The 21,167-nt window shown below is 64.8% G+C and carries 24 protein-coding genes; 11 read left to right on the top strand and 13 right to left on the bottom strand.

What is annotated here, in order from left to right; all coding sequences use genetic code 11:
- Positions 1–2 precede the first annotated feature (2 nt).
- The gene (locus tag ACFULT_RS01795; protein ID WP_378480456.1) at positions 3–2,426 is read right to left on the bottom strand and encodes a transglycosylase domain-containing protein; all 2,424 of its coding nucleotides are present in this window, start codon (positions 2,424–2,426) and stop codon (positions 3–5) included.
- A 299-nt stretch (positions 2,427–2,725) separates the two neighbouring features.
- Positions 2,726–3,157, bottom strand: a complete 432-nt coding sequence (locus ACFULT_RS01790; protein ID WP_026347800.1) for a DUF5318 domain-containing protein — start codon at positions 3,155–3,157, stop codon at positions 2,726–2,728.
- Between the two features lie 88 nt (positions 3,158–3,245).
- On the opposite strand from ACFULT_RS01790, the gene ACFULT_RS01785 reads away from it, so the two are divergent.
- From ACFULT_RS01785 to ACFULT_RS01770, 4 genes are all read left to right on the top strand, one after another.
- Positions 3,246–4,061: a DUF1707 domain-containing protein gene (locus ACFULT_RS01785; RefSeq protein WP_080732961.1), complete on the top strand. Its 816-nt coding sequence runs from the start codon at positions 3,246–3,248 to the stop codon at positions 4,059–4,061.
- 7 nt (positions 4,062–4,068) lie between these two features.
- Positions 4,069–4,923: a DUF1707 domain-containing protein gene (locus ACFULT_RS01780; RefSeq protein WP_037109817.1), complete on the top strand. Its 855-nt coding sequence runs from the start codon at positions 4,069–4,071 to the stop codon at positions 4,921–4,923.
- A 154-nt stretch (positions 4,924–5,077) separates the two neighbouring features.
- On the top strand, positions 5,078–5,659 hold the full coding sequence (locus ACFULT_RS01775; protein WP_019665137.1) for a PadR family transcriptional regulator: 582 nt from the start codon (positions 5,078–5,080) through the stop codon (positions 5,657–5,659).
- Positions 5,652–6,749: an inositol-3-phosphate synthase gene (locus ACFULT_RS01770; RefSeq protein WP_037109820.1), complete on the top strand. Its 1,098-nt coding sequence runs from the start codon at positions 5,652–5,654 to the stop codon at positions 6,747–6,749. The genes ACFULT_RS01775 and ACFULT_RS01770 overlap by 8 nt, the downstream gene beginning before the upstream one ends.
- 118 nt (positions 6,750–6,867) lie before the next feature.
- On the opposite strand, the gene ACFULT_RS01765 is transcribed toward ACFULT_RS01770, so the two are convergent.
- From ACFULT_RS01765 to ACFULT_RS01755, 3 genes are read right to left on the bottom strand one after another with little or no spacing between them, the layout of a single operon-like run.
- The gene (locus ACFULT_RS01765; protein WP_378480455.1) at positions 6,868–7,923 is read right to left on the bottom strand and encodes a PDR/VanB family oxidoreductase; all 1,056 of its coding nucleotides are present in this window, start codon (positions 7,921–7,923) and stop codon (positions 6,868–6,870) included.
- Positions 7,920–8,798 (bottom strand): metal-dependent hydrolase, encoded by an 879-nt coding sequence (locus ACFULT_RS01760; protein ID WP_378480454.1) that lies wholly within the window; start codon positions 8,796–8,798, stop codon positions 7,920–7,922. The genes ACFULT_RS01765 and ACFULT_RS01760 overlap by 4 nt, the downstream gene beginning before the upstream one ends.
- Entirely contained in the window at positions 8,776–9,693 is a 918-nt protein-coding gene (locus ACFULT_RS01755) for an alpha/beta fold hydrolase (protein ID WP_378480453.1), read from the bottom strand. The genes ACFULT_RS01760 and ACFULT_RS01755 overlap by 23 nt, the downstream gene beginning before the upstream one ends.
- Positions 9,694–9,845: 152 nt before the next feature.
- Here ACFULT_RS01755 and ACFULT_RS01750 point away from each other — a divergent pair, with 152 nt between their 5' ends.
- A complete protein-coding gene (locus ACFULT_RS01750; protein ID WP_378480452.1) occupies positions 9,846–10,532 on the top strand; it encodes a TetR family transcriptional regulator in 687 nt (228 codons plus the stop codon).
- A 138-nt stretch (positions 10,533–10,670) separates the two neighbouring features.
- Here the strand turns inward: ACFULT_RS01750 and ACFULT_RS01745 are convergent, their stop codons facing one another.
- From ACFULT_RS01745 to ACFULT_RS01730, 4 genes are read right to left on the bottom strand one after another with little or no spacing between them, the layout of a single operon-like run.
- Positions 10,671–10,847 (bottom strand): hypothetical protein, encoded by a 177-nt coding sequence (locus ACFULT_RS01745; protein ID WP_170945197.1) that lies wholly within the window; start codon positions 10,845–10,847, stop codon positions 10,671–10,673.
- Positions 10,844–11,665, bottom strand: coding sequence for a carbohydrate ABC transporter permease (locus ACFULT_RS01740; RefSeq protein ID WP_037109830.1), 822 nt, complete (start codon positions 11,663–11,665; stop codon positions 10,844–10,846). The genes ACFULT_RS01745 and ACFULT_RS01740 overlap by 4 nt, the downstream gene beginning before the upstream one ends.
- Complete coding sequence (locus ACFULT_RS01735) at positions 11,662–12,744, bottom strand: carbohydrate ABC transporter permease (protein ID WP_378480451.1); 1,083 nt, start codon at positions 12,742–12,744, stop codon at positions 11,662–11,664. Before ACFULT_RS01735 ends, ACFULT_RS01740 begins: the two co-directional genes overlap by 4 nt.
- Before the next feature lie 30 nt (positions 12,745–12,774).
- The gene (locus tag ACFULT_RS01730) at positions 12,775–14,046 is read right to left on the bottom strand and encodes an ABC transporter substrate-binding protein (RefSeq protein WP_019665128.1); all 1,272 of its coding nucleotides are present in this window, start codon (positions 14,044–14,046) and stop codon (positions 12,775–12,777) included.
- A gap of 196 nt (positions 14,047–14,242) precedes the next feature.
- Between ACFULT_RS01730 and ACFULT_RS01725 the strand changes: the two genes are divergently transcribed.
- Genes ACFULT_RS01725 through ACFULT_RS01715 form a run of 3 tightly spaced genes read left to right on the top strand, consistent with a single transcriptional unit; the run spans position 14,243 to position 17,238 of the window.
- Complete coding sequence (locus ACFULT_RS01725) at positions 14,243–15,061, top strand: DUF2786 domain-containing protein (RefSeq protein ID WP_037109835.1); 819 nt, start codon at positions 14,243–14,245, stop codon at positions 15,059–15,061.
- 12 nt (positions 15,062–15,073) lie between these two features.
- On the top strand, positions 15,074–16,261 hold the full coding sequence (locus ACFULT_RS01720) for a sensor histidine kinase (protein WP_378480450.1): 1,188 nt from the start codon (positions 15,074–15,076) through the stop codon (positions 16,259–16,261).
- Positions 16,258–17,238 (top strand): hypothetical protein, encoded by a 981-nt coding sequence (locus ACFULT_RS01715; RefSeq protein WP_052059263.1) that lies wholly within the window; start codon positions 16,258–16,260, stop codon positions 17,236–17,238. Before ACFULT_RS01720 ends, ACFULT_RS01715 begins: the two co-directional genes overlap by 4 nt.
- A 2-nt stretch (positions 17,239–17,240) precedes the next feature.
- Here the strand turns inward: ACFULT_RS01715 and ACFULT_RS01710 are convergent, their stop codons facing one another.
- The gene (locus tag ACFULT_RS01710; RefSeq protein WP_037109841.1) at positions 17,241–18,317 is read right to left on the bottom strand and encodes an ABC transporter ATP-binding protein; all 1,077 of its coding nucleotides are present in this window, start codon (positions 18,315–18,317) and stop codon (positions 17,241–17,243) included.
- Positions 18,318–18,412: 95 nt separating this feature from the next.
- The gene (locus ACFULT_RS01705; protein WP_378480449.1) at positions 18,413–19,207 is read right to left on the bottom strand and encodes a MerR family transcriptional regulator; all 795 of its coding nucleotides are present in this window, start codon (positions 19,205–19,207) and stop codon (positions 18,413–18,415) included.
- A 57-nt stretch (positions 19,208–19,264) separates the two neighbouring features.
- Between ACFULT_RS01705 and ACFULT_RS01700 the strand changes: the two genes are divergently transcribed.
- Positions 19,265–19,573 (top strand): nuclear transport factor 2 family protein, encoded by a 309-nt coding sequence (locus tag ACFULT_RS01700; RefSeq protein WP_037110096.1) that lies wholly within the window; start codon positions 19,265–19,267, stop codon positions 19,571–19,573.
- A gap of 8 nt (positions 19,574–19,581) precedes the next feature.
- On the opposite strand, the gene ACFULT_RS01695 is transcribed toward ACFULT_RS01700, so the two are convergent.
- Entirely contained in the window at positions 19,582–19,773 is a 192-nt protein-coding gene (locus tag ACFULT_RS01695; RefSeq protein WP_033189486.1) for a helix-turn-helix transcriptional regulator, read from the bottom strand.
- 1 nt (position 19,774) lies between these two features.
- Positions 19,775–20,179, bottom strand: coding sequence for a hypothetical protein (locus ACFULT_RS01690; protein ID WP_241483759.1), 405 nt, complete (start codon positions 20,177–20,179; stop codon positions 19,775–19,777).
- 82 nt (positions 20,180–20,261) lie between these two features.
- Between ACFULT_RS01690 and ACFULT_RS01685 the strand changes: the two genes are divergently transcribed.
- A complete protein-coding gene (locus tag ACFULT_RS01685; protein WP_378480448.1) occupies positions 20,262–20,597 on the top strand; it encodes a TfoX/Sxy family protein in 336 nt (111 codons plus the stop codon).
- Between the two features lie 40 nt (positions 20,598–20,637).
- Positions 20,638–21,156 (top strand): TIGR04338 family metallohydrolase, encoded by a 519-nt coding sequence (locus tag ACFULT_RS01680; protein ID WP_378480447.1) that lies wholly within the window; start codon positions 20,638–20,640, stop codon positions 21,154–21,156.
- The last annotated feature ends 11 nt before the right edge of the window (positions 21,157–21,167 follow it).

Here is a 21,167-nt window from a genome sequence, read left to right as displayed (position 1 = left end):
GGTTACCGGCCCGGGGCCGGTTCGGGTTCCTGCGCTGGAGCCTCCGGTTCGGCAGGAGTCTCCGGCGTCGGAGCAGGCGCCAGTCCGGGTAGCGGGATGGTCACACCGGGCAGGATTTCCACCTGGCGTGGGGTGATCACCACCGGCGGAGAAATCTCCGTCGGGATCGGCAGTGTGATGGGCGGAGCCTCGGACGTCGGAGCGACGGTCGTCGGCGCGGCCGGCGCCGAATACTGCGGCACGCCTGCCTGTCCCGCGATGGGCTCAGGCGTCGGGAACGTCTCGTTGGTCGTTCCTTCGAGGGTCCCGTCCATCGTGTCTTTCCAGATGTCCGACGGAATTCCGGAGCCGTAGATCGAGCCGCCGTAGCTGTTCTGCAGCGGCAGCCCCTGCTCGGTACCGACCCACACCGCGGTGGACAGCGACGGGGTGTAGCCCACCATCCAGGCATCCTTGTTCTCGCCGGTGTCTCCGAGCTGCGCCGTGCCCGTCTTCGCTGCGGACTGGCGTCCTCCGGCGAGGTTGTGCCCGTTGGAGTAACCGGCAATGGGACGCATTGCGGCGGTGACGTTGTCCGCCACAGCAGCGGGGACGACCTGCTGGCCGGGCTCGGCACCTCGGTCGAGAAGGACGGTGCCGTCTGCCGTCACGACGCGTTGCACGAAGTGCGGTGCGTGGTAGATGCCCGATGCGGCGAGGGTGGCGTAGGCGGAGGCCATGTCGATGACACGTGACTGGTACTGACCGAGGACGATTCCGTTGTTCGGGCCGACGCCGTCGCCTTCGGTCAATGTGGGTCCGACGCCCGGAATTTCCTCGGCGACACCCAGTTTGTGGGCCATGTCCGCGATGGACTGCGGGCCGTTGTCCATGGCGAGCTGCATGCGATAGAAGCTCGTGTTCAACGATCGTTTGAGCGCCTCCGCGATGGTGCACGTTCCGCAGGACTCACCTTCGACGTTGCCGATGGAGATGCCGTTGACCGTCAGCGGAGAGCTGTCGTACATCTGCGACAACGGGATGCCCTGGTCGAGTGCCGCGGCGAGACCGAACACCTTGAAAGACGAGCCCGTCTGCAGACCGGACTGCGCGAAGTCGAATCCACGGCCGTCGGCGCCGCCGTAGTACGACTTGACCGCCCCGGTTCTGGGGTCGATGGACACCGACGCTGTGCGCAGGTCGCCCGGCTCTCCTTCGAGGTTGCTGTTCACCGCGTCGATGGCGGCGGCTTGCGCGGCCGGGTCGATCGTCGTGGTGATCTGCAGGCCTTCGGTGTTCAGGTCCTGCTCACTGACTCCCGCGGCGGACAGTTCGCGGAGAACCTGCGCCTTGATGAGTCCGTTGGGGCCGCTGTCGGTGTCGTCGTTCGATGCAGCCGAGCTGGGGATCCACGGCGGATAGACCATGGCTGCGCGCTGAGCCTGATCGATGTTGCCCTGGCTGACCATCCCGTCGAGCACGTAGTCCCATCGCGACTGGGCACCCTCGGGATTGAACTCGGGGTCCAGGCCGGAGGGCTGCTGAATCGTCGCGGCGAGGACCGCGCCTTCCTCGATCGTCAGCTGGTCGACCGGCTTGCCGAAGTATGCCGTCGACGCTGCCGCGATGCCGTACGCACCGCGGCCGAAGTAGATCGTGTTCAAGTACGCGGCCAGGATGTCGTCCTTGGACCATTGGCGAGCCATCTTCGAGGAGATGACGAGCTCACGCATCTTTCGGGTCAGAGTGCGCTCGGATCCGACGAGGGCGTTCTTCACGTACTGCTGAGTGATGGTCGAGCCGCCACCGGCGCTGTCACGGCCCAGCACGTTGTCGCGCAACGCGCGGCCGAAGCCGGTGATCGAGAAGCCGGGGTTGGAGTAGAAGTCACGATCCTCCGCCGACAGCACGGCGTTGCGCACGTGCAGCGGGATCTGGTCGATCGTGACGTCGGTCCGGTTGCCTTCGGGTGGGACGACCCGGCCCAGCTCGGTGGTGCCGTCGGAGGCGAGAATCGTCGCCACCTGATTGGTCTTGATGTCACCGGGACGCGGGACGTCCTCGACGGTGTACGCCACCATGAAGGTGAGGATCGGAACGATCAGACCCAACGCCACCAGCACGTACAAGGTCCGTCGAACTGTGCGCCACTTGGACTTCTTCTTCGTTTTCGCGGCGGAACCTCTCTCGGGCGGTTCGGGCGGTTCGTTGCCCGAAGAGCGTGGAACATCGTCGTCCGGAGGTCCGGTCGGCGGAAGATTGGATGGTGGAACGGGAGGCGGCGGCCCGGCGGCGGGGCGTCGGACATCCTGCCGTGGATTCGGCAGCGGAGGACGACCCGGAGGCGGGTTCTGCAGAGGACGCCCTTGGGCGTCGCGTGCCGGGGGGTGGGGATTCGGGGGGCGGGGATTCGGGGGAATCGGGCGGCCCTGGGCGTCACGACGCATGGGCGGGGGCCCCGGCGGTGGACCCGCGGGCGGTCCGAGAGGACGCCCCTGCGCGTCGCGCCTGACGCCGGGTGGAGGTCCAGCCGGACGACGCCCGGGAGGTGGCATCGGGGGACGTGGGCCCGGCGGTCGGCCAGAGGTGCCGGGGGGCACGTTCGGCGGGCGCCTGGACGGGTCACGATCTCCGGAGCTACCGCCGGGGGTGTTGTCGTAGGGGGAACTCACGTACAGAACTCCAGTGGTCTTGGGCGGGCACTACTCACATGGAAGACCGGGGTCGGTCAGCGCATGCGATTGTGTCACTCGCTCGCTGTTCGACGGCCAGGTCCGCGAGAATTGGACCGGGACCGTCTCGGTTGCTTGGGCGCGGGCACGGCGCCGAGGACATAGGACTGCACGAGGTGGTTCCAGCTGCAGGATCTGCAGACCTCCACTACGTGGACGGAGAACTCCTCCTGTGTCGCGGCGAGGCGTACCAGCTCGTCCGCGGTGCGAGCGGACCCGGACAGTGGGCCCAGCTTCTCGCCGAACACCCAGGAGACGTGGGTGAGCTGTTCCTTCCTGCAGATCGGGCAGACGACGTCGCTGCCACGGCCGTGGAACTTGGCGGCCCGGAGCAGATAGGGATCGGCGTCGCATACGGCGCTCACTCCTGTCCTGCCCGAGTACACCTCGGCAAGCAGCGACCGTCGCTGAAGGGCGTAGTCCACCACCTGTCGCTGAAGTCGCACGAGAACCAGAGTACGTGCGGCCGCCGACGGGTGGGCGCCGGTGTCGCCGCATCTGGGCAATTCGGGGACCCGAAACTATGCTCCACCTGTGCCGACGCGACTTCCGCCCTCCACCCGGGCGAGAGATACCGACCGAACTCAGGCGTGCGCCACTCTCGACGATGCACGGGCCGACGGTCAATTGTCCGAGGAGGAGCACGCGGCGCGCGTCGACCTGGCGATGGAAGCGGAGACGCTCGCGGATCTGCACTCGCTCATCGAGGACCTGCAGAACGAGACCGACCTTCCTCTCATGGCCGACTCGATCGAGCTGGCACATCCGGTTCGCACGGCGCGGTCGTCGCGCCTGGGGTTCTTCGCGGTTGCGATTCCACTGGTGGCAGCGGCCGTCGCGATCACGTTCGGTGTCAGGTCGTGCGCCGCGGCGGGCGACCCCGTCGACACCTACGGTGAGATGGGCTACCAGAACCCCGCCATCGTGGCGGATATCGCTGCCGCGCTGCAGGCACAGACGGGCACCACCGTCGTCGACAGTCTCGGTCTGTACGACTCCTACGCGATTCTCAGGATGCCTGCGCCCGGGGCGCCGCAGAAGCAGATCACCTACGACTTCCGCGACGGTGTGCTCGAATTCGACGAGGACTGGTCGACGTCCAGGAGCGCCGATCAGCAGCAGATCGATCTCGCGACGGTCGACCTACCGAAGTTGGCTGCCGTCGTGGCCGGAGCTGCGGCGAGCCTGAATCTGTCCAGAATCGACGGCCTCAACATCCAGATGCGAGGTCAGTCCGACGGTCCCGAGGTGTTGATCAGCGCAGACAACACCGACGAGGAAAGCGGCACCATGTCGGTCGATCCGGCCGGCAACTTCTTGTACGTGACCCCGTTCCAGTTCGGGAAGTAGGACTCTCATGGCTGCGAAATATCGTTCCACCGCGTTCCGCGCACGCGACATCGACCGCGCGCTCACCGCGTCGGCGCTCGACACGGCCTACGCCGACGGTCAGCTGTCCTTCGGTGAGCATCGTCTGCGGAGTGAACGGGCACGTAATGCGGTGACGTTGGACGAACTGCATCGTCTGGTCAGCGATCTGCAACTCGACGTCGATCTGCCCGAGCCCGTTGCCCGACGGTCCGCGCCGAAACCCCGGGTGTTTCTCGCTCTCGGATCCGTCGTGATCATCGCCGCCGGGTTGGCACTGTTCTTCGCGACCCGAGACTCCGGCGAGGAACCCGTTGTGGCGCAACAGGAGGCGACGGCGTCACCGACCCCGCAACTGTCGATGCCGCTGCCGGCGGATGTGACGCCGATCGTCGCCCAGCCGTTCGTCTTCGACACCCCCGCGGGTCTCGACGATTTCCGCACACGGTACATCGAACGCTTCGGAACAACCGAGGTCCTGGAGTTGAGCATTCAGGTCGACGACGACAACCGCGCGGACGTCTACCGAGTCTCGGCCGACGGGCGTCGGGAACGCGTCTTCGTCGCGGGCGGTTTCGAGGTGTATCGCACCACCGACCTGCTGGATCCGTCGGAGATTCCGTTCGATTGGGCTCTCGTCGATTCCGCCGTCGTGGCCGGTCTGATCGCCGGAGCACCGGCAGCCGTCGGCGTTCCCGACGCGGTTGCCGACTGGGTGACCATCGACACCGACGACGGCGTTCCGCAGATTGCAGTGACGGCGTACGACGCCGACCGTCGCGGTGGCCGGATCGTGTCGGATCTCGCGGGCAACATCGTGCGCGTCTCGCCGTACTCGGGCTGACCTCGTGCACCTGCGTCGGCAGGTCTCTGGTTCGATTCATGTCCTTACATTGTGACTTGTCTCGATGTATGTACATATATCGAGCCGATACATTTTGCGTATATGCTCGGGAACCGCATCAGGTGCACGATTCACGTCGAGGGGAGAGGTAGGCATGCTCGAGCTGGCAATTCTCGGTCTGCTACTTCAATCCCCGATGCACGGATACGAGCTGCGTAAACGACTGACCGGACTCCTCGGAGCATTCAGAGCGTTCTCCTACGGATCGCTCTACCCGGCCCTGCGCCGCCTACAGGCGGACGGGCTGATCGCCGAGAACGACGGTCCGGACACACTCGTTAAGCGGCGAGCACGGCGGGTCTACGAGCTCACACCCAAGGGCAAACAGAGATTCGCCGAGCTCGTTGCGGACACGGGACCGCAGAACTACACGGACGACGGTTTCGGCGTGCATCTCGCCTTCTTCAGCCGGACACCGGCGGAAGCGCGGTTGCGCATCCTCGAAGGCAGACGTCGTCAGGTCGAGGAGCGCAGAGAAGGGCTCCGCGAAGCGGTGGATCGAGCCAGCGGGACGCTCGACCGCTACACCCGTCAGTTACATCAGCTCGGTCTCGAATCCAGCGAACGAGAAGTCCGCTGGCTCAACGAAGTGATCGCTGCCGAGCAGGCGGGCCCGACCGCCACGCCCAACCCGAAAAGCGTTACGAACAAAGAAGGAGAACCCGAACATGGGTGAGAACACCAACACTTCGGACGGCAACGCCATCCGGGTAGCCATCGTGGGTGTGGGCAACTGCGCCGCGTCGCTCGTCCAAGGCGTCGAGTACTACAAGGACGCCGACGAGAACGTCACCGTTCCCGGCCTCATGCACGTCAAGTTCGGCAAGTACCACGTCCGCGACGTGGAATTCGTCGCCGCGTTCGACGTCGACGCCAAGAAGGTCGGATTCGACCTCTCCGACGCGATCTTCTCGAGCGAGAACAACACCATCAAGATCGCCGACGTGCCGCCGAAGGACGTTCAGGTTCTGCGCGGACCGACCCTCGACGGGCTCGGAAAGTACTACCGCGAGACCATCACCGAAGCCGACGGCGAGGCGGTGGACGTAGCGCAGGCACTGCGTGACGCCAAGGTCGACGTACTCGTGTCCTACCTCCCCGTGGGATCCGAAGAGGCAGACAAGTTCTACGCACAGGCCGCTATCGATGCCGGTGTCGCGTTCGTCAACGCTCTGCCCGTGTTCATCGCCAGCGACCCGGTCTGGGCCCAGAAGTTCGTCGACGCAGGCGTTCCCATCGTCGGCGACGACATCAAGAGCCAGGTCGGTGCCACCATCACGCACCGCGTCATGGCAAAGCTGTTCGAGGACCGCGGAGTTCAGCTCGACCGCACCATGCAGCTCAATGTCGGCGGCAACATGGACTTCCTCAACATGCTCGAGCGCAGCCGCCTCGAGTCGAAGAAGATCTCCAAGACCCAGGCCGTCACGTCGAACCTGCAGCGCGAGTTCAACACCAAGGACGTCCACATCGGACCGAGCGACCACGTCGGCTGGCTCGACGACCGCAAGTGGGCGTACGTCCGCCTCGAAGGCCGCGCATTCGGTGACGTGCCGTTGAACCTCGAGTACAAGCTCGAAGTATGGGACTCGCCCAACTCGGCGGGTGTCATCATCGACGCCGTCCGCGCCGCCAAGATCGCCCTCGACCGCGGCATCGGTGGACCGGTCATCCCGGCATCGGCCTACCTGATGAAGAGCCCTCCCAAGCAGCTCGCCGACGACGTCGCGCGCCAGCAGCTCGAAGCGTTCATCATCGACGCCTAGCCCTCACGTGAGTGGAGCGGAGTCTGCGGGTCACTCCGCAGGCTCCGCTCCCGGTAGTCTGCGGGTCACTCCGCAGGCTCCGCTCCCGGTAGTCTGCGGGTCACTCCGCAGGCTCCACTCACAAGGCGAGAGTCACTTCGTCGCCGTCGGTGCGTTCGGTGCAGATCAGCATTCCGTCGGGCGCGTGTGCTGCAGGAACCCGGCAGGTGCCGCAGAAACCCTGACGGCAGGAGTACGCGACGTCGGGGCGCAACGGCATGACCGCGTCCAGGATCGACTTATCCGCCGGGACCGTCACTCTTTGGCCGGTGCGAGCGAGGACTACCTCGAATTCGACGCCGTTCACAATCGGTGGCGCCGAGAACCTTTCGAAGTGAAACTCCGACTCCGGGTCGACTCCGCGTTGCAGTGTGCCGATCATCGGCATCGGTCCGCACGCGTAAATCGCCGCTCCCGGCCGCGATCCTTCCAGCAGCATCTCCGACGTCGGGATTCCGTCGACATCGTCGGTTCGAAGCGTCACCGCGTCGCCGAACTCGTCGAGTTCACCCAGGAACGGCAACGACTCTCGGCTTCTACCCGTGTAGACCATCGACCAATCGAGGCCCAGTCGGTAGGCCAGCCTCATCATCGGGAGAATCGGTGTGATGCCGATCCCGCCCGCAACGAAATGCAGACTGTCTGCCGGTGATCCGAAACCGGGAACCGCGAATGCGAACGCGTTTCGCGGACCTCGGACGGTCAATCTGCTGCCGACCTCCAGGTCGTGCATCTCGATCGATCCGCCGCCACCGTCCGGAATACGCCGCACTGCAATGCGATAGCGGGTGCTGTCCGCGGGATCTCCGCACAGAGAGTACTGACGCAGCCTCCCCGAGGGCGTCTCGACGTCGATGTGTGCTCCTGCGCGCCAGGACGGCAGTTCGCCGCCGTGTGCGGCCGACAGAACGAAGCTGACGACGTTCTCGTCGAACGCCTCGATGCGACGCTCGGAGACGACGACCTCGAGTCGTCGATCGTCCGTCGCGCCCACGAACTCCTTGCGATGGAGTAGACGCATCGTGCCCATGTGCGCGTTCATCACCCGTTCCAACACCCGCAGGAGCGGGTCCCGTTCGTGACGGCCGTAGAGATCGCCGGGCATCGTCGTGGGCACGGGAAGCTCGACGTTCACGGCAGTGCCGATCGGGCAGCGGGAGATTTCGCCAGATAGGCGACAGCTTGGGCGGTGTCTCCCTCGTCCTCCGGGGTATACGACGGTTTCAGATACCGCGCAACACCTTTCGTCATCTGGGCGAGCGACGGGAGTGACCCTCTGCGCATCGCACCCAGCCATTGCAGCCACAGGACGAGGTAACCCCGGTCGGTCAGCGTCGGATCCTGACGGACGATGAACCGCGTGCCTCGCAGCATCAGCACGATGAAGCCGACGAAAGCGATGAGCATCGACAAGTTTCGCCGGAAGTACCCGACGCCGAAATACGTTGCCACGTCGTGGGCGACGTTGCGATGCTCCACTTCCTCCGCGCCGTGCCAGCGATACAGGTCCACCATCGCTGGGTCGCCGTCGAAGTCGTCCCATTTCGAGTTCAGCGCGTAGTCGCCGAGAAAAGCCGTGAGATGCTCGATAGCGCCGATCATCGCGATTCGCCCCACCAGCTGCTGCTTCTGAGCCCTCGCCGACAGCGCGGGCCGAGGCCCGAGGACCTTGCGCATCAAATACTCGGAGTGCGACGTGAACGGCCTCGGATCGACGCCGTGTGCGTCGAGGTAGTCGTACAACACCACATTGTGCGTCTCGGCATGCATGGCCTCTTGCCCGATGAACCCGAGGACGTCCTCGCGCAGTTTTGCGTCGGCGATCAGTGGGAGGGCTTCGGTGTAGGTGGCGCAGAACCACCGCTCTCCCTCGGGGAGAAGTAGATTCAACGCGCTGAGACTGTGCGAGGCAATGGGCTCCTTCGGCATCCAGTGCAACGGAGTCTCCGACCAGTCGAAGGCGACGTTACGTGCCTGCAAGGACACTTCACCGGGGTCGTGTTCGTTCACGATCGATCCTTTCCACGAACTTCGTTGTTTCGGCGGCGACGAGAGCCGGGTTCTTCAGGGGGAGCCAGTGCCCGGAACGGACATCGGTGCGGCTGACCCGCGACACCCACCGCTCGATGCCGTCGAACGATGCGGGTCTGATGGCAGGGTCTCGTCGCGTGACCAGCAAGTGGACCGGGACGTGTGTGTACCGCTCCGTCGGCCGCAGGACCTTCTGGAGGACGTTGGCGCGGTAGATGCGCAACCCGTCGACCATGTCTCGGTTGAGCGTCGGCGCGATATGGAGATTTCGCTTGTCCACGCGTTCGACGATGCGCAGCAGCAACGACCAGATCCAGCGCCTACCGAATATGCGGAAGAAGGTTCGCGACAGCGGCCCCGACATGAAGAACAGCGTGTAGGCACCTGAAACCAGCTGGGTCAGTTTCTGCCACAGTGCCTTCGGGCTCTTCGGCGTCGACTGCAGCCACATTCCCATGTGGTCGAGGCTCGGACCCGAGATCGAGGTGAACGACGCGATTCTGGTGTCGGCGCCCGGCTCGCAGATTGCCTCCCACACCTGCACCGATCCCCAGTCGTGAGCGAGAACGTGCACCGGAATCGACCCCGCCACTGCGTCGACGACGGCCATGAAGTCCGCGGCCAACTGTTCGAGCTTCATCTCCGTGACGGTGCCGTCACCGAAGGATTCGCCATGACCGCGCGTGTCGTACGTGACGACGTGGAACTTGTCGGTCAGCAACGGGACCACCGCGTCCCACAGGTGATGGGTATCCGGCCACCCGTGCACCAGCACCAGCACCGGGCCGTCGAGGTTACCGAATTCCTGCACGTAGAGCCCAGCACCGTCGACGCGCACGGTGCGTGTTCGGTCGCGCGCCTTCTCGATGGTCATGCCCACTCCCCGCCTGTTCCCGTCGCTCCGTCCCGTACCGGTAGTACGTTTAACGTTACCGCTGGTACGCCATTGCTGTGAACTCTCCACAATCTCCGCGAAGGTGTCAAGACACGACCGCCTCCACCTGGGGCGACACCTAGAATGACCAGATGCCTACCTCGCGAGATCCCGAAGCCCGTAGAACCAGGGCACGTGAGGAGTTCGTCGACGCAACGTTCAGGGTCATCGACGCGCACGGACCGAACCCGAGCATGAACGACATCGCTCGAGAGGCAGGTGCCACCAAGCCGAGGCTGTACCGGCAGTTCGCGGACAAGGCAGATCTGTACAGCGCCGTGGCACAGCGCATGGCCGACGAGGTCTACACGCTCGCCGTATCCGACTTCAACTTCCTGCTCGACGCACCGGTGTCCGCGCTACGACATGCGATCTCCGGTTACGCGGATGTGGTGGGACGCCACCCCAATGTCTTCCGGTTCCTCGCCCAGTCCAGGTCCACACCGGAGGATCCTGCAGTCGCTCCGCCCCTCGACATCGGACGTGACATCGCGACACGCTTCGCCACCGTCGCGAAAACGATTCTCGATTCGGTCGACGCCGACACCTCGGGCATCGAATACGCCTGCCGCGCCGCCGTCGGGGCTCTCCTGGCCGCCACCGACCTCTGGTTGGACGACACGGAACTCGACGCAGGCGACTTCGTCGACCAACTCACGGCACTGGTCTGGGGACTGCTCGACGCATTCCTTCAGCGCAAGGAAATCGACCTCGACGACGACGTGCCGATCTTCATGACCCTGGCAGAGCTCAAGGCAGGAGCGGAGCCGGCGGAGTGACCCGATCAGGCAGGAGCGGAGCCGGCGGAGTGACCCGATCAGGCAGGAGCGAAGCCGGCGGAGTGACCCGATCAGGCAGGAGCGAAGCCGGCGGAGTGACCCGATCAGGCAGGAGCGAAGCCGGCGGAGTGACCCCCGTCAGGCTCGGATTTTGCGCACCACGTAGGTCAGGGCGGCGAGGAGGCCGAGGAGAACGACGGAGGGCCAGACGGGCGGATCTCCACCGAGAATGCCCGCGACTGCGGCGATGAAAGCCATCAGTGCGAAGAAACCGAGAATGCCGGCGAGGATCTGCAGGTGGTCCTGAGCGGTCATGACTTCACGCCGCCGGCGGTGAGACCGGAGATGATGCGGCGCTGGAAGATCAGCACCATGACGACGAGGGGGATGGCGACGATGGTTCCCGCTGCCATGATCGCCGCATACGGCACGACGTGTGGGTCGTTGCCGGAGAAGCGTGCGATGGCCACGGTGACGGGTTCGGTTTTGTCGCTGGAGAGTTGGCTGGCCAGTAGGTACTCGTTGACTGCGGCGATGAAAGCGAGGATTGCGGTGGTGAAGAGTGCCGGCGCGGCCAACGGAAGCATCACAAGGCGGAATGCCTGGAACCGTCCGGCGCCGTCGATGCGTGCGGCTTCTTCCAGTTCCCAGGGCAGTTCGGCGAAGAACGCCGTCAGTGTGTAGATGGTCAGGGGCAGCACGAAGGAGATGTTGGGGATGATCATCGCCTGGTAGCTGCCGATCCATCCGATGTTCGTGAAGAACTGGAACAGCGGTGTCACCAGAGCGACGACGGGGAACATCGATGCTCCCAGGACGATGCCGACGACGATGTACTTGAATCGAAAGTCGATGCGGGACAGTGCGTATGCGCAGAAGATTCCGATCACCAGCGCGATGAACGTGGTGACGCCGCCGATGATCAAGCTGTTGGCGACTGCACGGAGGAAGTTGTTTCCGTTGCTCGTGGAGAGCGCGTTGGTGAAGTTCTCGGTGGTCACGTGCGTCGGCCAGGGTGTGGTATCGAACGTGTACCGCGGGTCGCGGAACGCAGTGACGGCCATCCAGTAGAACGGCGCGAGCCCCCACACGAGGATGATCACGACGCCGAGGTAGATACGTGCGGTCTTCATCGGATCGTGCCTTTTCGTTGGTTCTCCTGCGTGGCAACCGCGTTCGCGCCGAGGAATTTCACGAGCACGAACGCGACGATGAAGATCATGATGAACGAGATGGTCGACAGAGACGCCGCTGCGTTGAACCCTTGCCGGATCTGCTCGACCACGAGGATCGAGATGGTCCGCGTCGCCGGGTTGCCCTCGGTGAGGATCGCGGGCAGGTCGTACATGCGCAGCGCATCCATCGTGCGGAACAGAATCGCCACCATCAGAGCCGGCTTGACGAGCGGAAGTGTGATCTTGGTGAACCGCTGCCACGCGGACGCTCCGTCGACGCGCGCTGCCTCGTACACATCGGACGGAATCATCTGCAGGCCTGCGAGAATCAGCAGCGCCATGAACGGTGTGGTCTTCCAGACGTCGGCGATGATGACCGCGAACCGCGCGGGCCACGCGTCTCCCGTCCACAGGATCTGTGTGCCGAGAAGCTTGTTGGCGATTCCGTCGTAACTGAAGATGAAATACCAGAGCTTGGCGGTCACCGCCGTCGGAATCGCCCACGGGATCAGAATGGCGGCACGCAACAAGGCGCGGCCGGCGAACGTCTTGCCCATGATGACGGCCATCGCGAATCCGATGACCACCTCGATGGACACTGTCACGACGGTGAAGAACGCCGTGTTGCCGACCGCACCCCAGAACTGCGAGCCCAGGGTGCCCGGTGGGCACGGAACGAGCGTGCCCGACGCCGACGTGCACTGCTGCAGGATCCAGTGCGTGTAGTTGGAGAATCCGGCACTGCCGCCCTTGACGAACATTCCCGTCGCGGGATCGAGACCGGCGTCCTTCTGGAAGGACATGACGACGGCCCGAATTACGGGATAGGCGATGACGATTGCGAGAATCACCAGAGTCGGGGCGATGAGCAACCAGGCGCGCCCGGCACTCAGTCCGAATCGCCTCTTCTTGTCGGTGCGCACATGCCGTCCTGATGGAGTCACTCCGCTGGCTGCGCTCCCGCCGCGGCCGGAGGATGATCCCCCGGCCGCGGCGACGTTTACAGCCCCACTGGATTCACCAGTAGGTAGAGCCATGAAATTCTCCTGAAATCGAAAGCCGAAGGCTTAGTTAGCGCCTGCGGACTCGATGCCGGCCTGGATGTCGGCGATGGCCTGGTCGACCTGCTTCTCACCCTTGATCGCAGCAGCGGTGTTGTCCTGGATGGCCTTCGACACTGCCGGGTAGAACGGCGTGACGGGACGCGGGACAGCGTTTTCGATCGATTCCTTCAGGGCCGGGAGGTACGGCATCTCGGCGATGAGGGCCGGGTCGTCGTACAGCGACGCGAGCACCGGAGGCAGTGCACCCTCGGCGATGATGCGCTGAGCCTGCTCACCCTGGAGGAAGCGAAGGAAGTCGGCGGCCGTGGCCTTGTTCTGCGAGAACGCGCTGATCGCTGCGTTGTATCCACCGAGCGTGGAGGTTCCGACGCCGGTGACGCCGGGAAGTGGTGCAACACCGTACTTTCCGGCGACGGCAGAGCCTTCCTTGGCCGCTGTGCCGTAGACGTACGGCCAGTTACGCAGGTAGAGCGCCTTACCGTCCTCGAATGCCTGCTGGCTCTCCGGCTCCTTGAACGTGGTGTCCTGAGCGGGGATGACGTTGTTCTGGAACGCCGTCACGAGTGCCTGCAGGCCCGCTTTGGCCTCGGGAGAGTCGACGGTCGGGGTCTTGCCGTCCTCGGCGACGAACGATCCACCGTGTGCGTTGATGATCTCCGACGCGTTGACCGTCAGGCCCTCGTAGGACGCGAACTGTCCTGCGTAGCAGTCGATGTTGTTCTCCACGGCGACGGTGCAGCTTGCCGTCAACTCGTCCCAGGTGGTGGGGGCTGCGGGCACGAGGTCGGTGCGGTAGAACAGCAGACCGCCGTTGGTGTTCTTCGGGGCTGCGTACTGGGTGCCGTTGTAGGTTGCGCTGTCCACCGTCGACGGGAGAATTCCGGCGTTGTCGAGTGCGAACTCGCCTTCGAGCGGCACGAGCCAGCCCTTCGCGGCGAACTCGGCCGTCCAGATGACGTCGAGAGCCATGACGTCGTAGTCGCTCTGCTCTGCCTGCAGGTGCTGGACCAGGTCGTCGTGTGCCTGGTCGGCGTCGTTGGACTGTTCCTTGAAGGTGACCTGCTCGTCCGGGTTGGCCGCGTTCCACTCTTCGATGATCTGACGGACGACACCGGTTTCGGTGGTGTCCTTGCCTTCGACGTAGGTGATGGGTCCGCGGCCGTCGGTGTTCTCGGACGCGGAATCACTGGATCCGCTGTCGCTGGAACACGCGGTGAGCGTCAGCAGCGAGGCCGCTGTTGCGAGCACCGCCACCTTCGAGATCAAAGACGCCATGAGTTCTCTCCACTTGCTTCGTACACGGTGGTGTGTGTGGGAGGCGGCACAGTTGATGTGCGAATGTGCTCCCCCCGACGCACATGTCGATAGGAACTTATACACATTTCGGTCGCAGCGGGCCATTACCGACGTAGCTGAATCGGTCAACCCTCACCCGACGGGTCTGTCGGTGGGTGGTTGTAGCCTCGCCCAGGTGACTTCGGACAAGATGCTGACCAGAATCGGTGGGCTTCTCCGCCAGGCGGAGTCGACGGACAACCCGCACGAGGCGGACGCGTTCATGGAGGCCGCACAGCGTCTGGCGACGTCGACGTCGATCGATCTGGCCGTGGCCCGCTCGCACAGCGCCTCGCGTGAGAAGCAGGCGACGCCGACACAGCGCGTCGTCCCCATCGGAGAAGCGGGCAAACGTGGTCTCAAGACGTTCGTCCAGTTGTTCGTCTCGATCGCTGCGGCCAATGACGTGACGTGCGACGTCGCCCGGTCGTCGACGCAGGTGTTCGCCTACGGTTTCGCGTCCGACATCGACACCACCGAGGCGCTGTATTCGAGCCTCCTCGTCCAGATGGTGCGGGCGTCGGACGCCTACATCAAATCGGGCGAGTACAAGAACGAGACTGCGGTACGCACGGTGGTGGAAAAGATCGGTCGCCGACGCTACAAGCGCCAGGAGACGGTCGTGGTCGCTGCGGTCACGGCGCGGTTGAACTTCCAGACTGCCTTCGCCACGCGGGTGGGCAAGCGCCTCGCCGCGGTGAAGAAGGAGGCGGAGTCCAAGGCAGTGTCCGAGGAGAAGCCGGACGCGGGTACCGCTCTTGTCCTGCGGAACAAGGAAGTCGAGCTGAAGGACTACTACTCGTCCAACTCCACTGCACGCGGCACCTGGCGGAGCCGAAGTGCGGGCGCGGGGTACTCGCACGGCGCCAGTCGCGCGGGGGACAGGGCCGGCCGCACTGCTCGGCTCGGGGGTGAAACCGAGATCAGCCGCGGTTCGAAGCAACTCGGGCGGTAATCTGACCCCATCGTGACGTGGCGTAGGCAGACGGACAGCCGTGAATTCTCACCCGGCGAGCGCCTACGTATCCTGGTCGCTCGCTTCCTCGGCGTAGGTTTCGTCGGATATTTCTTCGTGTCGCTGTCCGGAATTGCGGAGGGCTCTCGGATTCTCGCCACGTGGTGGACCCCGCTGGCAGTGGTGCTGATCTTCGTTCCCGGTGTCGCACTGTTGGTCGCGGCGCTGGTTCGTCCCCGCCGTATCGGTCCGGCGGCAGGTTCGGCGGCCCTCGGAATCCTGCTCGCCGCCTGCCTTTGGTTCTTCGCGTGGAACGGCGATGTGCTGCACGGGTCTGCACGGGGCACGTGGATGTCGGCGTTCGCCGGCCTCGCCGGCCTGTGCGCAACGCTTGCGTGGAGACCGTGGATCGCGTTCGCCGTCCAGCTCGTCGCAACCTCGACCATTGCCACCGTCGACCAGATCGGGTTGTTCGGCGGCCGGGCGTCGACCGCCGGCATCGTCTATGCCGGCCTGTGGTCGTTCGGGTTGTCGGCGCTGTTGACCGCCGCGGTGATCATGGCCTTGCGCAGCGGATCGATACTCGATTCCACCAAGCAATCGCTCGATCGCAGTGCCGCGATAGCCGCGGCCGCCCAGGCACGTGAACGCGAGAAAGCGCGGTTCGATGCGCTGATCCACGACCAGGTGTTGAGCACTCTGCTGGCGACGGATCGTGCCGATCCCGGCGGCAGGCTCGTGGCGGAAGCGAGGTCGGCGTTGGCCGAGCTGGACCGCGTCGTCGACGATTCCGGCCGAGACGCGACGGTGTCGGCCGACGGCATCTTCGCGCAGCTGTCCACGGTGGGAGCCGACCACGGTGTCGCCGTGGGAGCAACCATCGACGACGGTCGCAGTCAGTATCCGGGAGCTGTTGCGTCCGCGGTGGTGGGCGCGTCGGCAGAGGCCGTGCGCAACAGCGTCGTGCACGCAGGCCCTGCCGCACAGTGCCGTATCACCGTCGAACTACGTCCCGGCCTCGTCCGTGTGACCGTCGAGGACGGCGGCGTGGGATTCGACACCTCGACAACAGGATCCGGCCGTTTGGGAATCGACGTCAGCATCGTCGGCCGGATGGCGCAGCTCGAGGGCGGATCGTCGCACATCCGAAGTTTCCCGGGTGCGGGCACGACGGTGATCGTCTCGTGGGAGGCGCCGTGAGCTCGCTGAGGGGCGACGCGTCGACGATCATCGGCATGCAATCGAGGGGCGCCTACGCCGTCACCGCGTCGGTCGTGACTGCGGCTGCGGTAGCAATTCTGGGCCCGGGAGGCGACGGTGTCGCCGAGAAGTGCCTGGTGATCGCGCTTCTCGCGGTCGGCGCTACGCTCCTCGTCGCCGTTCCAGGCGATCCGTTTCCGAGGTGGGCCGCATTGACTGTCGCGGCAGTGCCGTCCGCTCAGTTCGCGGTACTGATTCGCGTCGTGGACACCGGGGCGACACAGTCGCAGGCGGTGACCACAACCGTCGGTGGAGGTGCGGCGCTGTGCGCGTTCCTGTGCGTTCGAGGCCGGATCCGCTGGGCGTGGGCCGGCCAACTGGCCGCGTTCGCGGTGTACTGGACCGCCGCCCCTGATTTCGCCGCTGCAGCATCCACTTTCGTCACGGGTGCCGGTGTGATGATCATGGCGACGTTCTTCGCCTTCGCTGTCCGCCCTGCGGCTGCGTCGATCTACTCGCTTCGCCGGGAACGCGCTGCGACCTTCGCGGAGCGCGCCGCCGTGAACGCGGCCGAACAGGAACGCGAGCATCAATTGCGCCGGCTCGACGACCTGGTTCGGCCGGTCCTACGGCGCATCGCCGACAACCCCATGGACGACGCATCCCGCACCGAGGCGCTGCTGGTGGAAGCGACTTTGCGAGACAGCATTCGCGCCCGCGCACTGGACGTACCCGAGGTGGTGACAGCAGCGCGGTCCGCGCGCGAGCGCGGAGTCACCGTGCAGTTGCTCGACGACGGTGGCCTGACCGACCAACCTCGTCGGGTCGCCGACGAGGTGCGCCGCGCGGTGGCGTGCAGCTTGGACGGTGCGGACGCAGGGTCGGTCACCGTGCGTATCCACCCGGCGGGGCGGACGGCACTGGCGACGATCGTGGTGACCGACGGCGACGACGTGACCCGTACGGAACTCCCCTAGGGTCAGCTGAGCCGGACCCCGGCCTCGGAGCCGTCGAACACGTGAGCATGCGCTTCGTCGAACCGGATGCCCACCACGTCGCCTTTCTGCGGGGGATCACGCCAGTCCGCGCGGGCGACGATCGTCTGAGTGGTGCCGTTGATGTCGGCCCGTCCGAAGACGAAGGCCTCGGAGCCGAGTTCTTCGACGACATCGACCTCCAACTTCAGCCCGTAGGACACGATCTCGACGTGCTCGGGCCGGATGCCGAACACCACTTCGCTTCCGGTCGAGCCGGCCAGTGTGCCCCGCGACACCGGAATGACCTGCTCACCGATCCGCACGCCACCGTCGGTGACGGGCACCCGGAACAGGTTCATCGACGGCGAGCCCATGAATCCGGCGACGAACACGTTGGTCGGTGTGCGGTACAGCTCACGAGGTGATGCACACTGCTGCAACACACCACCTTTCAGTACCGCTACCCGGTCGCCCATGGTCATTGCCTCGACCTGATCGTGGGTGACGTAGACGGTGGTCGTCGCGAGCCTGCGCTGCAGCTGAGCGATCTGCGTGCGCGTCTGCACCCGCAGTTTGGCATCGAGGTTGGACAGTGGCTCGTCCATCAGAAACACCTGCGGTTGACGGACGATGGCCCGCCCCATGGCAACTCGCTGACGCTGACCGCCGGACAGCGCTTTGGGTTTGCGGTCGAGGTACGCCTCCAGGTCGAGAAGCTTGGCTGCTTCGAGGACACGGGTGCGGATCTCGTCCTTGTTCGCCTTGGCGAGTTTGAGTGCGAAGCCCATGTTCTCGGCGACGGACATGTGCGGGTACAGCGCATAGTTCTGGAACACCATCGCGATGTCGCGATCCTTGGGCTCGGCGTGAGTGACATCGCTGCCGCCGATGAGGATGCGGCCGCTGTTCACCTCCTCCAAGCCGGCGAGCATGCGGAGCGACGTGGACTTACCGCAGCCCGACGGGCCGACGAGGACGAGGAATTCGCCGTCGGCGATCTCCAGGTCCAACGCATCCACCGCCGGAGTGTCGGAGCCGGGAAAAAGCCTGGTGGCACGGTCGAACGTGATCGAAGCCATGAATAGTAGATCCCTCCACCGGCAGGAACGTGCCGGACGATCCGAGTGTTGGGTGCCGACGTGTGCCGACGACGAATGGTAACCGCACCCGTCGGCTACGTTCCGAAAACCGGCCAGCCGATTTCGGTTCGCCATCGACTCGGGTCGGCGGTGTCGCGCGGTCCGACGTGATAGGTCTCGTGTACCGGGCCGGCGATCGCGAGGCCGTTGGATTCGACGTACACCCCGAGCGCACCGTAGGTGACGTCGATGTCGTCGTGGCTGCCGTGGTGCACCGTCGTCGCCAGCTCCGTTCCGCCGATCGTCAGCGGTTGCACCCGTCCCATCCGAGGTGCATCGGTCGTGGGCAGGTACACCGTCATCGTTCCGCGGCCGTCGGTGAACAGGTCGTTGTCGTACAACCCGCCAGGACTGCCGTCGGGGGAGACCACCGCGTCGAGCTCGGCCATGGCGTCGGAATACCACTCGAGCATGTTCGACGAGTCCACCTCGCCGGATATCGCCGCGACCGTGACCTTTTCGGTGACGAGACGCGTGACCGCCACGGAAGTCCCGGTCGGTCGGAGGAGCCTCTTCATCGCGCTGATCGACGACTCCGCTTCCTTCACCTGACGTTCGAGCCGTTCCAGATGCCCCAGAACCAGCCCCGCCCGCTGCGTCGGGTCCGGGTTGGTGACGATCGCGCGCACCTCGCGCTCCGGCATGTCGAAACTCCGAAACCGGCGAATGATCTGAGCTGTCGGCACCTGCGCCGTCGTGTAATAGCGATAACCGGAGTGGGCGTCGACCTCGGCGGGTTCGAGCATGCCGGATTCGTGATAGCGACGGAGCGTCTTCACCGACAGATGAGTGATGCGGGAGAACTCACCGATGGTGAGCAGGCCGTTCATGCCCACATCCTGCCTGGAGTTGACTCTCCCGGTGGGGGAGGGTGGAGCGTGTCCGTCATGACATTCATCGACAGGTATTTCGAACTCGCCGCCGATTCCGATCTGGAGGCATACTTTGCACAGTTCCGTCCCGATGCCGTTGTCGAGGACGAGGGCCGGGAGCACCACGGCATCGACGAGATTCGCGCGTGGCGAACCGAGGTTCCCGACGTCACCTATCGTCCCCGGACGCCGACGGTGTCCGGTGACGGTCATGACGTGAAGGCGGAGATCGCAGGTGATTTCCCGGGCAGTCCCGTCACTCTGCGGTTCTATTTCGAGCTGGACGAGGCCGAGAAGATTCGAGTTCTTCGCATTCGGCCGTAGGTCCGGCGTCATTGCGGGTCGAAGATGTCCTCGATTCGGCATCGGAAGACCGCGGCAAGCTGGAATGCGACGGGCAGGCTCGGGTCGTACCGTTCCTTCTCGATCGAGATGACGGTGAGCCGTGTGACGCCGATGCGGTCGGCGAGATCTGCTTGGGACCAACCGAGTTGGAGTCGTCGTCGTCGAACGTCGTTCTTCATCTCACGCGAGGGTTCGTCGGCGCTCGATCGCGTAGCGTGTCGTGCACGATGCGAGGGCGACGAGCAGCAGTCCGATCAACAGTGTCGCTGCCGGGACATCGATTCTACCGATGGACACTGCCGCGAGGCCGAGGCCGATCACGATGATCAGATCGGTAGCTGTTCCGCTCAATGCTGCACTGAGCCAGGTAGATTCGACGTCACCCTCGGACGGTCCCTGTTTCGGAATCGTCACAGGCGCCACCCAGAACAACCATCCGAGTGCGCCACACGCCGGGAGCGCACACAGTCCGAAGACTATCGCGGACAGCCCCGGCGCGACCGGGGACAGGAGCCAGGCCGCTGCGGCGACAAGCAGGGCTGCAGCAAGCCCGGTCGATCCGGCGTAGAACCAACGACGGGCCATGTCCATCCTCCGATGTATAGGAAGCTATACGTATAGCAGACTATACATCGACGGGGCGCCTCCCGCGTCCTAGTATCCGTCCATGGCGTACGACGCGGAATTGGCGGATCGGATCCGCGAAGCACTCGTCGACGAGCCGTCCGTCGTGGAGAAGAAAATGTTCGGCGGACTGCAGTTCATGGTCCGCGGCAAGATCGCCGTCGGTGCCCACTTCGACGGCGAATTGCTCGTCAGAACCGATCCCGCGCAGACGGAAGACCTGGTTTCTCGACGAGGAGCACGAGCCGCGGTCATGGGAGATCGCGACATGGGCAACGGCTGGATCACCGTCGACTCCGACGGTGTGGCCGGTGGCGGTCTGGACTACTGGATCGGCGTTGCCCTGGAGTACAACGAGCGCGCCCACCCGCAGAGGTGAATCCACCGGAACCGGGCGTGAACGGTCGGTGGGCGGCATTATGATCGCGCCGGTGAAGATGAGGGACTCGCAGCGTTCCAAGGTGTACGAGGCGGAGACGATGGTCCGGCGCATGTTCGATCGCGCCGAGGAACGCAATCTGCGGTCCGTGGAAATTCACGGCTCCACGATCACGCTGCCGGTGGAGCGGAAGTTCGCGTCGATCGAGTCCGTGCAGAGGTATGTCGATGCCGTTCTGGCGATGAACTGGGTGCAGGCCCGGTGGCCGCATGCGGACAGCGTCGTACATGTTCGCGAGCGGTCCGGGACCGGGGCGTCGCACTACGAACCGGACACTCAGACCATCGCCGTTCCGCTTCACCGCCGGAACGAGGCGTGGGCGCTACGTGAACTGGTGGTTCTGCACGAGCTGGCACATCACTTCGATCGTGCCGAAAACTCTTCGCACGGTGGAGAATTCGTGGATCTGTTCATCACTTTGGTCGGCGAGATCATCGGCCAGGAAGCCGGATTCGTACTGCGGGCGACGATGCTGGACTGCGGCGTCACCATCGGATAGCGCGCATACTG

Source organism: Rhodococcus sp. NPDC057297, assembly GCF_042667435.1.
In the GTDB taxonomy this organism is placed as follows: Bacteria; Actinomycetota; Actinomycetes; order Mycobacteriales; family Mycobacteriaceae; genus Rhodococcoides.
Note: the sequence above shows the minus strand (reverse complement) of the source record. Positions and strands in the feature narration are given on the sequence as shown.

What these genes read in the sequence shown, in the direction of transcription:
- ACFULT_RS01795 (WP_378480456.1), bottom strand. Translation starts at nt 2,426, where the DNA reads ATGCGTCGTGACGCCCAGGGCCGCCCGATTCCCCCGAATCCCCGCCCC.
- ACFULT_RS01780 (WP_037109817.1), top strand. Translation starts at nt 4,069, where the DNA reads ATGGCTGCGAAATATCGTTCCACCGCGTTCCGCGCACGCGACATCGAC.
- ACFULT_RS01775 (WP_019665137.1), top strand. Translation starts at nt 5,078, where the DNA reads ATGCTCGAGCTGGCAATTCTCGGTCTGCTACTTCAATCCCCGATGCAC.
- ACFULT_RS01770 (WP_037109820.1), top strand. Translation starts at nt 5,652, where the DNA reads ATGGGTGAGAACACCAACACTTCGGACGGCAACGCCATCCGGGTAGCC.
- ACFULT_RS01755 (WP_378480453.1), bottom strand. Translation starts at nt 9,693, where the DNA reads ATGACCATCGAGAAGGCGCGCGACCGAACACGCACCGTGCGCGTCGAC.
- ACFULT_RS01750 (WP_378480452.1), top strand. Translation starts at nt 9,846, where the DNA reads ATGCCTACCTCGCGAGATCCCGAAGCCCGTAGAACCAGGGCACGTGAG.
- ACFULT_RS01745 (WP_170945197.1), bottom strand. Translation starts at nt 10,847, where the DNA reads ATGACCGCTCAGGACCACCTGCAGATCCTCGCCGGCATTCTCGGTTTC.
- ACFULT_RS01740 (WP_037109830.1), bottom strand. Translation starts at nt 11,665, where the DNA reads ATGAAGACCGCACGTATCTACCTCGGCGTCGTGATCATCCTCGTGTGG.
- ACFULT_RS01735 (WP_378480451.1), bottom strand. Translation starts at nt 12,744, where the DNA reads ATGGCTCTACCTACTGGTGAATCCAGTGGGGCTGTAAACGTCGCCGCG.
- ACFULT_RS01730 (WP_019665128.1), bottom strand. Translation starts at nt 14,046, where the DNA reads ATGGCGTCTTTGATCTCGAAGGTGGCGGTGCTCGCAACAGCGGCCTCG.
- ACFULT_RS01710 (WP_037109841.1), bottom strand. Translation starts at nt 18,317, where the DNA reads ATGGCTTCGATCACGTTCGACCGTGCCACCAGGCTTTTTCCCGGCTCC.
- ACFULT_RS01705 (WP_378480449.1), bottom strand. Translation starts at nt 19,207, where the DNA reads ATGAACGGCCTGCTCACCATCGGTGAGTTCTCCCGCATCACTCATCTG.
- ACFULT_RS01700 (WP_037110096.1), top strand. Translation starts at nt 19,265, where the DNA reads ATGACATTCATCGACAGGTATTTCGAACTCGCCGCCGATTCCGATCTG.
- ACFULT_RS01695 (WP_033189486.1), bottom strand. Translation starts at nt 19,773, where the DNA reads ATGAAGAACGACGTTCGACGACGACGACTCCAACTCGGTTGGTCCCAA.
- ACFULT_RS01690 (WP_241483759.1), bottom strand. Translation starts at nt 20,179, where the DNA reads ATGGCCCGTCGTTGGTTCTACGCCGGATCGACCGGGCTTGCTGCAGCC.
- ACFULT_RS01685 (WP_378480448.1), top strand. Translation starts at nt 20,262, where the DNA reads ATGGCGTACGACGCGGAATTGGCGGATCGGATCCGCGAAGCACTCGTC.
- ACFULT_RS01680 (WP_378480447.1), top strand. Translation starts at nt 20,638, where the DNA reads ATGATCGCGCCGGTGAAGATGAGGGACTCGCAGCGTTCCAAGGTGTAC.